This window comes from Limnobacter sp., assembly GCF_036846585.1.
GTDB lineage: Bacteria > Pseudomonadota > Gammaproteobacteria > Burkholderiales > Burkholderiaceae_B > Limnobacter.
Genome location: NZ_DAIUBR010000005.1, coordinates 79411 through 90060, shown reverse-complemented (window position 1 = coordinate 90060; position 10650 = coordinate 79411). Strand labels below are relative to the sequence as shown.

7 protein-coding genes are annotated in these 10650 nt (G+C 54.7%); 3 read left to right on the top strand and 4 right to left on the bottom strand.

Features of this window, described 5'->3' with window-relative positions; translation table 11 throughout:
• Nucleotides 1-2: 2 nt before the first annotated feature.
• The gene (locus tag V7028_RS04080; RefSeq protein ID WP_334118827.1) at nt 3-1910 is read left to right on the top strand and encodes an ATP-binding cassette domain-containing protein; all 1908 of its coding nucleotides are present in this window, start codon (nt 3-5) and stop codon (nt 1908-1910) included.
• Nucleotides 1911-1926: 16 nt separating this feature from the next.
• Here V7028_RS04080 and V7028_RS04075 read toward each other — a convergent pair whose 3' ends face one another.
• Together V7028_RS04075 and V7028_RS04070 are read right to left on the bottom strand one after the other, a co-directional pair.
• Entirely contained in the window at nt 1927-2784 is an 858-nt protein-coding gene (locus V7028_RS04075) for a hypothetical protein (protein WP_334118826.1), read from the bottom strand.
• 5 nt (nt 2785-2789) lie between these two features.
• The gene (locus V7028_RS04070) at nt 2790-3878 is read right to left on the bottom strand and encodes a phospholipase A (protein ID WP_334118825.1); all 1089 of its coding nucleotides are present in this window, start codon (nt 3876-3878) and stop codon (nt 2790-2792) included.
• A gap of 61 nt (nt 3879-3939) precedes the next feature.
• Between V7028_RS04070 and V7028_RS04065 the strand changes: the two genes are divergently transcribed.
• Nucleotides 3940-4752 carry a MerR family transcriptional regulator gene (locus tag V7028_RS04065; RefSeq protein WP_334118824.1) on the top strand — a complete coding sequence of 271 codons (813 nt, stop codon included), beginning with the start codon at nt 3940-3942 and terminating at the stop codon, nt 4750-4752.
• Nucleotides 4753-4755: 3 nt separating this feature from the next.
• Here V7028_RS04065 and V7028_RS04060 read toward each other — a convergent pair whose 3' ends face one another.
• Complete coding sequence (locus tag V7028_RS04060; RefSeq protein ID WP_334118823.1) at nt 4756-7827, bottom strand: response regulator; 3072 nt, start codon at nt 7825-7827, stop codon at nt 4756-4758.
• A 9-nt stretch (nt 7828-7836) separates the two neighbouring features.
• On the bottom strand, nt 7837-8175 hold the full coding sequence (locus V7028_RS04055) for an STAS domain-containing protein (RefSeq protein WP_334118822.1): 339 nt from the start codon (nt 8173-8175) through the stop codon (nt 7837-7839).
• A 243-nt stretch (nt 8176-8418) separates the two neighbouring features.
• Between V7028_RS04055 and bcsB the strand changes: the two genes are divergently transcribed.
• Nucleotides 8419-10650, top strand: a complete 2232-nt coding sequence (gene bcsB / locus V7028_RS04050) for a cellulose biosynthesis cyclic di-GMP-binding regulatory protein BcsB (RefSeq protein ID WP_334118821.1) — start codon at nt 8419-8421, stop codon at nt 10648-10650.

The following is a 10650-nucleotide window of genomic DNA, read 5'->3' as shown; positions in this document are numbered from 1 at the left end:
ACATGTTGTTGGGTTTAAAAGCCGCCACGTACCGCATCGGTACCACCGTGCTGCTGGATCAGGTTGACTTTTCCATTGATGAACGCGAACGCGTGGCCTTGGTGGGTCGCAACGGCACCGGCAAAAGCACCCTGTTCCGAATTCTGACCGGGGTGACCACGCCCGAAGACGGCCTTGTGATCAAGCAAGACGGCCTGCGCATGACATGCCTTGAACAGGCTGTGCCGCAAGAACACAACGAAACCATTTTCGATGTGGTGGCGCAGGGCTTTGGCGCGCTGGGAAAACACATCAGCATCAGCCGTGCACTTGGGCCACTGAACCACGACACCCTGAGCCCCGAGCAGGCCAAGGCGCTTGAAGATGCGCAGCATGAGTTGGGCGAGCACCACGGCTGGCATTTGGAAAGTGAAGTGGACCAAATGCTTTCCCGCATGAAGCTGCCACCTGATTTGCCCTTCGCAAAATTGTCGGGTGGCATGAAACGCAAAGTAATGCTGGCCAAAGCCATGGTCAGCAACCCCGATGTGCTGTTGCTGGACGAACCCACCAACCACCTGGACATTCCCAGCATTGAATTGCTGGAAGAGCAGATTCGCCAGTTCAAGGGCGCGGTTATTTTTGTGAGCCACGACCGTTCATTCATGCGCAAGCTGGCCACACGGGTTTGCGACCTGGACCGCGGCATGCTGAAAAGCTGGTCTGGCGGCTACGAGGGTTATCTGAAAGGCAAGGCGGAATTTCTGCACGCACAGGAAAAAGCCCACGCCCTGTTCGACAAAAAACTGGCCGAAGAGGAAGTGTGGATTCGCCGCGGCATTGAAGCACGCCGCACCCGCAACGAAGGCCGCGTGCGCGCATTGATGGAAATGCGCAAACAGTTTTCCGACCGCCGCAACATTGTGGGTACTGCAAAAGTACAGGTGCAGGAGGCCGAGCGAAGCGGCAAGCTGGTGGCGGAACTGACCGACATCAACAAGCGGCTTGGCGATTTACAAATTCTGCGCGACTTCACGAACACCATTGTGCGCGGTGAAAAAATTGGCTTTTTGGGCCCCAACGGCATTGGGAAAACCACTGCGCTGAGGGTGCTGTTGGGCCAACTCGCACCGGATTCAGGCCACATCAAGCTGGGTACCAAGCTGGAAGTCGCTTACTTCGACCAGTTGCGCAGCCAGTTCAATGAAGAAGACACGGCGGTTGAAATCATTGGTGCCGGCAAGGAATTCATCACCATCGACGGTCAGGCCAAGCATGTGATTGGTTACCTGCAAGACTTCCTTTTCACGCCCGACCGTGCCCGCCAACCCGTGCGAAGCCTTTCAGGTGGCGAGCGTGCACGCTTAATTCTCGCGCAACTGTTTTCGACGCCTTCCAACGTCATGGTGCTCGACGAACCGACCAACGACCTAGATATCGAAACGCTGGAGTTGCTGGAAGAAAAGTTGATGGCCTACCAAGGCACTCTGATTCTGGTCAGCCACGACCGGGAATTTTTAAACCAGATTGTGACCCGTTGCCTGGTGTTTGAAGGCAGTGGAATGGTGGGCGATTACGTGGGCGGTTACGACGATTGGCTGCGCCAGCGCACCACCGACCCCTGGGCCAATGTGGGCAAAGACAAACCCGGGGCAGACATACCAGCGGCTGCCGCTGCCACCACAGCCCCCGCTTCAGGGTCTGCAAAAAAAACAAAAAAGCTGGGTTACAAAGAACAGCGGGAACTTGAAATGCTGCCCGCCCTGATTGAAAAACTGGAGACGGAACAGGAAGCGCTAGTGGCCAAAATTGGCGACCCCGGTTTTTATCAGCAGCAAGCCAGTGTAATTGCCGCCGCACAAACGCGCATGGCTGCGCTTGAGAATGAACTTTTGGCCGCCTACGCCCGCTGGGAAGAACTGGACGGTTAAATTCGGCGAGGCGGGTTCAGCGCAAGCGGGTGGGCTGACCATTCAGGGTCAGCGAAATGCCCAGGCTGGCCCACACGTCATCCGCTTCTTTGTAGGCGCCCGCCATTTGCAGGCGCATGCCATAAAACAGCATGGATTCCGGCAGGGTGCCAGGCAGGTCCGGAATCCGGGCCTGGAGCAAGGCGCGTGCTGTTTCTTCGCTGGCAATATTGAAACTGCCACTGAGCACCCGCCCGCCTGTCAAACGGCGCACCTCCCAGGTAAAACGCTGCCCCCACTCGAACTTTGCCGCTGGCGGAAAACTGACGTACTCACTTTCGATGGGCTCGACCCAAAAACGTTTGCCTTTGGAATCAAACAGCATCAAATTGCCTTCACGCGGCAAATCGCCTTTGAACACAAACTGGGGGGTGCGGGTCAGCAACAGCGAACCATCAACAGGCTGAATCACGTCCAGTTCGCCACCGTCCTCAGGCCGTGCCTTGGCACTGCCCGGTGCAGAACCACGCGGCCTGGCATACAGCTTGATCCATTGATCCACCATGTCCAGATCTTCCTGCGCCAAGGGAAATACCTTCGCTGCGGGGCCGCTTAGCAAGCGGATGGTGTCTGCAATCACTTTCAAATTTGCCGGGCCGGTGAACACGCGCCTGTTTCCGGTTTTCAGAACCAATACGGCCAAACGCTGCCCTTTCGGAACTTCAACCTGGTGGCCAGACAACAAACGCTGCGTGGGCAAAGCGCTGTATCGTTGACCCTTTGGGTTGGTGACCACCACGTTTTCACCTGCTGCCAACACGAATACTACCGGGGTTTGGGCGTGCGCCGTGGCTGCAAAAAACCAGAACACCGACAACAGCACATACTTCAACATGACTTTCAATACCACCCCACCAATGACAAACCAAGACCCAGATAATCAGATTTGTAATTGTAATCAATCAAGCTTTCGCCATAACCGGTGAAGTACTGCAAGTGACCACGTAAATTGCTGGTCAGTGGAAAAGCCCAATCAAACTGCACTGCACCGCGGGAATCGTCGCCGCCCCGGAAATTGTGACGAGTCAATAGCGAATATTCATGCCCATCGCTTTTGTGAACCAGCAACATGTCGCCCCTTCCCATGAAATCACTGATGTCGGGGTTGTCATCATCGCCTGTGTCTTCCGGAAAGCGCAGCCAGGGGCGGAACTGGATCATGGTGTTGTCGCGCTCAAACCCCACCATGCCGATCAAGCGGTTCCACGAACGCGACAGGGGCAGTGCCCGGCCATTGGACTGGTGATTCACGCTCAGGCCCAGCAAGCGGGGCTCCCAACCTGTGGCATCCTTGAATTCACTCCAGCTGGAGCGCCAAGTGAAAATCAGTTCCGGTTCGTAATTGGTTTCCCTGAATGGCCGGGAAATGTCTTCGTTCATGACCTGCCACCGACTGGACTGGGTGTAGGCAAACCACAGGTCGCCGTTGTCGCCGAACATGTTTTCCATCACCTTGGTTTTCAGGCTTAGCTGGAACTTCAATTCATTGCGATCCAGATTTTCGGGGGCATCACCCGGCTGAACCGTGTTGGCCGGGTTCGGGCTACTTGGGCGAATATTGGGCGATTTGTTGTGGTACACCGGCAGCAAGTACACTGGCTGATACGGGCGCACCGAAAAAGTACCGCGTTTTGAAGCCGGTGCAAGCTCCCAGCGACGGTCCAGCCAAGACAGGGTGGAGTCTTCACTGCGCCTGTACAGCAAAAGCCCCCCGTCAATTGACGCTGCGGCCTCTGGGGATGAGCCGTCTTTGACCACAAGGCTTCGGCCTGTGGCATCATCGAAGCAACGCAGGCGAAGTTGATCATCGTCCAGAAACAGGCAGGTGCGCAGTGCTTCTTCGTTGAGGGTTTTATTGTAAATTTCCTGGGCCTGGGCCCAGGAACCGAAGCCTGAAAGGGCCAGCAAAAGGAAAATTGCTTTGTTCATGATTGACTGCTGCGTAAAGCCGGATTGGCTAGATACTCTCACATTTGGTTACAATTCTTAAATGGTTTCATTTCGCTTTAAAAAATCGTCAGCAAATAAAGACGTGCCCAACAGTGGGCAGGGTCGAGAATTCACCATCGATGAACTGGCCCGAACCGCCAACACCACGGTGCGCAATGTGCGCGCATATCAAGACCGCGGTCTGCTGGCTCCGCCTGAAAAACGCGGACGTGTCGGCTACTACAGTGAAGACCACCTTTCCCGCCTGAAGCTTATCGGTCAAATGTTGGGGCGTGGTTACACGCTGGGCAACATTCAGGAAATGCTGGACGCGATAGACAAAGGCTACGACCTTCGCCAGTTGCTGGGTTTAACACACGCAATCACCAGCCCGTGGACTGACGAAACGCCGAAAAACTACAACCCGGTGCATTTGGCCACCATGTTTGGCACCAACTTAAGCCGTGGCGCCTTGGCCAAAACGATCGAATTGGGTTTGCTGGAGCCCGATGGTTTGCGTTACCGCGCACCCAGCCCGAAGATTCTGCATGCTGGCGCTGAAATGGCCAGCGCGGGTATTCCACTGGTAGACCTGCTGGACTTGATTCATTCCCTGCGTGGGCACCTGGAAAGTTTTTGTGATCAGGCAGTGTCGCTTTTTGTCAAGGAACTGGACCAATATGGCGACAACCTGCCACCCAAAGAAGAATTGCCGCGACTGGCGCAGTTGATCTGGAAAATTCGCCCGCTGGCAATGACAGCCATTGAATCGGAAGTATCGCGCGCCCTGCAAAAGTCTGCCAGCAAGTTTGTGGACGAACGGATTGTCGGATTGATCGACAAAATGGCTGACGAAAAGCCAGTGGACAAATAACGATCAAAGCAACAAAATCAATTTGTTCGCATTGGGTGAAACACGGTATACAAAACGTTGCGACACCATGCGCATGAAGGTCAAACCCATCCCACCTTCTGGCAGTTCGCCCAGAGTCAGGTCATCCTGAAATGCCTCGGCATTGCGCATATTGTCCAGCACATGGGCCGGAATGCTCGCCCCCTGATCCTCAAGCACAACCCCGACAGCATTGTGAAAAGCCAGAACTGTTAACTGCACAGGTGCTGGCCTGCTGTCTTTGAAACCATGCACCATCACGTTGGTCAAGGCCTCTGACACCACCAGGTCGGTGTTGTAGCAAAGGTCTTCCAGATAAGCCAACCCCCCCACAAAACTTCGCACCGCATTGCTTAGCACACCGATATTGACCGTGTCCGCCACGGCAGTAAAAGCAAGGCAATCCAGATACTCACCCAGTTTCATGGGGCTTTGATGCGTACAAAACTCGTCTTTCAGCTCAAGGCTTGTTGCGCTCAATTCAGCAATCAGCAGTTCCAGTTGCGAAGGGCTGGGGCAGAAACGCACCGGCTCGAAACTTTCCCGCCATTGAAGGCCCAACAAGGCCGCATCGCCTGCCGTCGCATGGTCTGCGCGCCCAAGGGACAACAAGCGGGAAAACTCTTTGTTCAGGGAATCGCTGCCACGTTCAGTCAGCAACACCTGTTCTTTCCAGACCTGAAAGTCGGAAACACCCAGGGTGTGTGCGCATTCCTGTGAATACAAATACAAACGGCTGCCCGGCGCAATGACACCTTGATACAGCACCTTGCCCTGCCGCTCGCTGTTGTCGCGTGTGCCATCAACCTCGAAAAATACTGGTTCAGCACCAGGCTGGGCCAACACCATGCGCCAACTGCCAATGCCCGCCACCAGCAAAGTACCCTGATCAAGATTCATCAATCCGTACAGCAGGTCAAATCGCTGGGCTTCTTCATTCAGTGAGGGAGAGAGGCGGGACAACTGTGCCAATACCTGCTCAGGCGTGGCCAGGTAGCGTCGAATCTTGGCACTTGTTTGCTCGATCGGAAACAGCACGCGGGTCGCCCTGGCCATTGAAAACCAACGGGCCAAGGCCATGGTTTGCAAGGCGGTTGCTGTGTCGTCACCAGGCATCGAAAGCATGAAAAAACCATGTTCGTTGGCCTGTGTTTCAAGCACCCCCATCTGCTTGCCGCACACATAGCCCTGCGGCTGATAAATGGTTTGAAGGGCAAAGGGCCAGGGATCAGGCCTGCTTTTGGGCAGCAAGGCGCGCTGAATGCGCGACACTTCCCGCATGTCGCGTTGTAACGCTTCATAAAGTTGACTCAGCTCGTTGTGGCGGCGCTCCAGCCCGGTGTGCAAACTGGCAATGCGCTGCGCTGTTTTCAGACGCACTTTCAATTCACTGGGGTTGACCGGTTTGGTCATGAAATCGTCTGCACCCACCTTCAAACTGTTCAGCAGATCATCGCGGCTTGCGTAACCGGTGATCATGATGATGTAAATGTAAGCAGTCTGGGTGTGGGCGCGCACCTGCTCACACAACTCAATACCGCTCATGCCGGGCATGTCCCAGTCGGTCAACACAAAGTCAGGCTGCACCTTTTCGATTAAAGCGAGGGCTTCGTGTCCGTTTCTGGCCGAATGGACGGTGTACCCCCAGCTGTTGAGCATGGCCTCAAAAATTCTGAGAAAACTGCGGGAATCATCGACAATCACAATCGACTTTTCCTGGGTCGTTTGAGGTACTTCGTTCCACTGATCCGTTAAATTCTGAAGCTTGAAAAGCAGTTCCGGCACCTGACGATCCTGGTCAACCACCTCGCGTTGATCCAGCACGCCGGGCCGAGGTGCCAACATCAGGATCGACACGTCATCTTCAAAACCTTTTTTCTGGACAAACGCGCCGCCCCAGTGCTGTACCTTCATCTGGATTCGCTCGGGCAAGTCCGCCCACCGACCAAGCCTGGCCTGTTGCGTCACAAAATCAAGCAAGCGTTCCTCACCAAAGGCCTCGGATGTAGCAGACAACACCTCGGTGACACCATCGGAATACAGGACAAGGGCATCCCCGTTGCCCAGCGTCAGTTCAATGTCTTCAAAATCATCGATGTCAAACAAACCAACCGGGTATCCCCCATTGCCCAATACCTTCACTGAATGATTGCCCGACAACAACAAGGGTGATGGGTGACCCGCCTGGCACATTGACACGTGGTGGGTGGATGAATTGAATAACCCGTAAATCATGGTGAAGTACGACAGATCCGATTCAGTTTGCTGAAACAGCCGGTTTAACCGGGACACCACATCGCGAGGGCGCGACACAATACGCTGCCCATCGGTGCCTGAGCGCCCTTCAAACACAATGCTGGAGCTGGAGTGGTCCATGAACATTTGCACCAGTTGCATCGACTTGACTGCCGCTGGTATGCCATGGCCTGAAACGTCAAGCAGGTAAAAGCCATACACCTCAGGCAATAATTCGAATACCTGCAGGTGGTCGCCCGACACATATTTCGAGGGCACCGACAGCCACTGGTAATTCAAGCCGGGAAACGGGCTATCGGCTTCTGGCAAAAAACTTTGCTGAAGGCCCGACACAGCCCGCAAATCATGTGCAATCACATCGTGCGCATGGGAAAGCTCTTCTGTTTTGGTGGTCAATTGCGCTTGCAATTCAATGCGTCGAACTGCCGATTGCAAACGTGCTTCCAGTTCACTGCCGTCCACGGGCTTGGCCAGCACATCGTCTGCGCCCGCATCAAGCGCATTGATCAGGAATTCCTCGTCATTTTGCGCCGACATCAAAATGATGTAGGTGTATTGACCCAAGTCAAGATTGCGCAAGGCCGAACACAGCTCAGTGCCCTGCATGCCCGGCATTTCCAGATCGGCCAGCACCAGTTGAATTTTCTCGCGCTGAATCAGCGCAATTGCTTCCTGGCCAGTACTGGCAAACTCAACCGGATACCCCCATGCGGCCACGGTGTGAACCAGCAAGTTGCGCTCAATCTCAGAATCGTCAACTACGATGATTCGGGGCAAGTACTTGTCGGGATTGTCTTCCACCACGGCAGATCAAACCTGCTGAAAAAATGCGAGTGCTTTCGGCATGTCATCACTCAGCGAGAACTGTCGATCCATGCGGGACAATTCGAACATCATTCGGACTGACTTGTTCATCCCCACCAACACCAACTTCCCCTGATTGTTGGAAATGTTTTTCAGCAATGCCACCAGCGAACCCAATCCACCTGAATCGACCAGTTTCACGGCAGCAATGTCCAGCGCGAATTTTTTATTTGTTTCAAGTTTCGAAACCACGGCATTTCGAATGATTGTGCCCACCGCGCTGTCCAGACGAACCGCCTCCACCCGCAACACGCATACATCCCCAATGTCTTCTGCTGAAACCATGTTATTCGCCCTAAACTGTGAAATCTCTTTTCGGAAAGTGTGGCCTTTGCGACACTTCCACTAATAATTGCATTAAACAAGCCCAAGAAATTGAGCATATACAAAACAATAGGATAACGTGACAATCGATGTGGAATAACTTTCAAAAGAATGCCAAATCCGCACTGAATTCAACTGAATGCAACAGTCAGTTCAAATAATTCTTCCAGGCTGATTTTTACAGGATCTTTCGATTATTAATTTATGCGCGCGATAATTACAATTGCACTTTGCCTGTCCTGCCTGACAGGGTTTGCCCAAGGGCCGGTCTCGCAAGGCACCGTGCCCCTCATTCAAGAAGTGGTAACGGCTGCCGAGAAAACGAGAACACAACGCTTTTCGGAAATGGGACAACCCAATGGCGCCCGCCTGACCGGTGCCAACCGCGTTGTTGACCTGAATTCCGGTGTTCGGCTGGATGAGTTGGTGACACGCGCCAAGCTTGACCTGAAGGTGTTGTATCCACAGGGCATGCGTCACGAACAATCTTTCATTCGTGTGTATGTCAACAACCAGTTGTCGGCCATTGAACAGTTAAGCGCAAACCGAGCCGGGGTGCCACATACCTTGTCGCTTGACCTTGATCCGATGCTTTTTTCCGACTTCACCACCGTACGGGTTGAATACGACGGCACTTATGACGCGGAATGTATCGACCCCAACAACCCCACGCTGCGCCTGGACATTCGCCCGGAAAGCACATTGACGATTGTCTACACACCACTGAACCTGGTCAACGACCTGGCTTTGCTGCCCGCGCCCTTTTTTGACTCCAGGGACAGCCGCAAGCTGCGTTTGCCGTTGGTGCTGCCGCAAGAGCAAACTGACGCCAGCATGAAAGCAGCTGGGGTACTTGCATCCTGGATGGGTGCACAAGCGTTTTATCGGCAAGCGGAATTTGAAGTGCTTGAATCGGCTTCGCAGACGCGGCACACCATTGTGTTGTCCAAAGGCAAAAACTTGCCACAGGGCATGACCGAGGCGGACATTGAAGGCCCAACCCTGATGATTGTCGGCGCAACGGACAACCCATGGGTTAAACACCTGTACGTGATGGGCCGCAACGACGAGGAACTGCTTCAAGCCGTGTACGGCTTGGTGATCGAGGGGCAGGTGTTGAGCGGCCAGAAAGCGCTGGTGAAGAAGGTCAATCTGGGTGCCCCACGCCAACCTTATGATGCGCCCCGCTACGTGCCCACCAACCGCCCTGTTCGCTTTGCTGAACTGATCGACTTCCCGGGGCAACTGGAAGCCAGTGCCGACAAGCCACGCACCGCCATCAATCTGCGCTTGCCGCCTGATTTGTTCAGTTGGGCAGGGCGCAACATCCCGATGGATTTGAAGTACCGTTACACGGCACCTTCACGCTGGAACGATTCACTGTTGAACATTGAAATCAACAATGCCCTGATCCAGTCGTTCCGTTTGCCGCCACGCTCTGAGCAAGCCCAAAACAAAATCAACATCGACCTGTTGGGCCAGGCTGAACTAACCAGCGAGGAAGCCTTGCAGATCCCGGCCTTTCGGGTGGGGGGCAACAACGAACTGTCGTTCGCATTCGGGTTCATGCCCGAAGGCCGAGGCACCTGCACACGGGTGTCTCAAGTAGCACGGGGTTCCATTGATCCGGAATCAACGCTGGATTTTTCCAACCTGCCGCATTACACCCGCATGCCCAACCTGACAGCGTTTGCCAATGGCGGTTACCCGTTCAGCATCATGGCCGATTTGTCAGATACCGCGATCGTGTTGCCAGCCAACCCTACCCCGCTTGAAATTCGTTCGTACCTGAACGTGATGGGGCTGTTTGGCCAGTGGACAGGCTTGCCTGCCACACGCACCAGCCTGGTTGTGTCAGACAACCCACAAGGCGTGGGCGGGAAAAACTGGCTTGCTATTGGCACCAGCGATCGCCTGCCCTGGCTGAATGCTGGAAACATGAATTTGCCCATGGTGTTAAACGCCACGGAACGCAGCATGGGCCTGCCCCCTGCATTTCAGTGGCTCAAGGGTTTGTGGCAAAACGACACCGACCTGCAGCCCGGTGACGACGCACGAGCCTTGATTCAAACAGCGGGCTCGCTGGGCGCGATCATGGGGTTTGAATCGCACTGGGCAGCCGGAAAAGCAGGCGTGGTGATCACTGGCACCGACCAGGACAGCTTCGAGCGCGCGATCGCGGCCTTGTCTGATTACGGTGATGTGGCCGGCATCAAAGGCAGCGTCAGCCTGATTCGCGGCGACGACATTCAAAGCTACAGTTTGGGCGAAACCTACATCAGCGGCGCATTGCCCTGGTGGCTGCGTTTGCGGATTGTGTTCTCAGAATACCCGGCGCTGATCGCGGTGGGCGGTGCACTGGCAGGCGTCGTTCTGGCCATGCTGGCATTTGTCTGGCTGTCAGGTCGCGCGTCACGCCGCGCAAAAGGTGGGTGA

Excerpts from the sequence above, each read along its gene's own strand:
- V7028_RS04075 (WP_334118826.1), bottom strand. The coding sequence starts at position 2,784 with ATGTTGAAGTATGTGCTGTTGTCGGTGTTCTGGTTTTTTGCAGCCACG.
- V7028_RS04065 (WP_334118824.1), top strand. The coding sequence starts at position 3,940 with ATGGTTTCATTTCGCTTTAAAAAATCGTCAGCAAATAAAGACGTGCCC.
- bcsB (WP_334118821.1), top strand. The coding sequence starts at position 8,419 with ATGCGCGCGATAATTACAATTGCACTTTGCCTGTCCTGCCTGACAGGG.
- V7028_RS04080 (WP_334118827.1), top strand. The coding sequence starts at position 3 with ATGTTGTTGGGTTTAAAAGCCGCCACGTACCGCATCGGTACCACCGTG.
- V7028_RS04070 (WP_334118825.1), bottom strand. The coding sequence starts at position 3,878 with ATGAACAAAGCAATTTTCCTTTTGCTGGCCCTTTCAGGCTTCGGTTCC.
- V7028_RS04055 (WP_334118822.1), bottom strand. The coding sequence starts at position 8,175 with ATGGTTTCAGCAGAAGACATTGGGGATGTATGCGTGTTGCGGGTGGAG.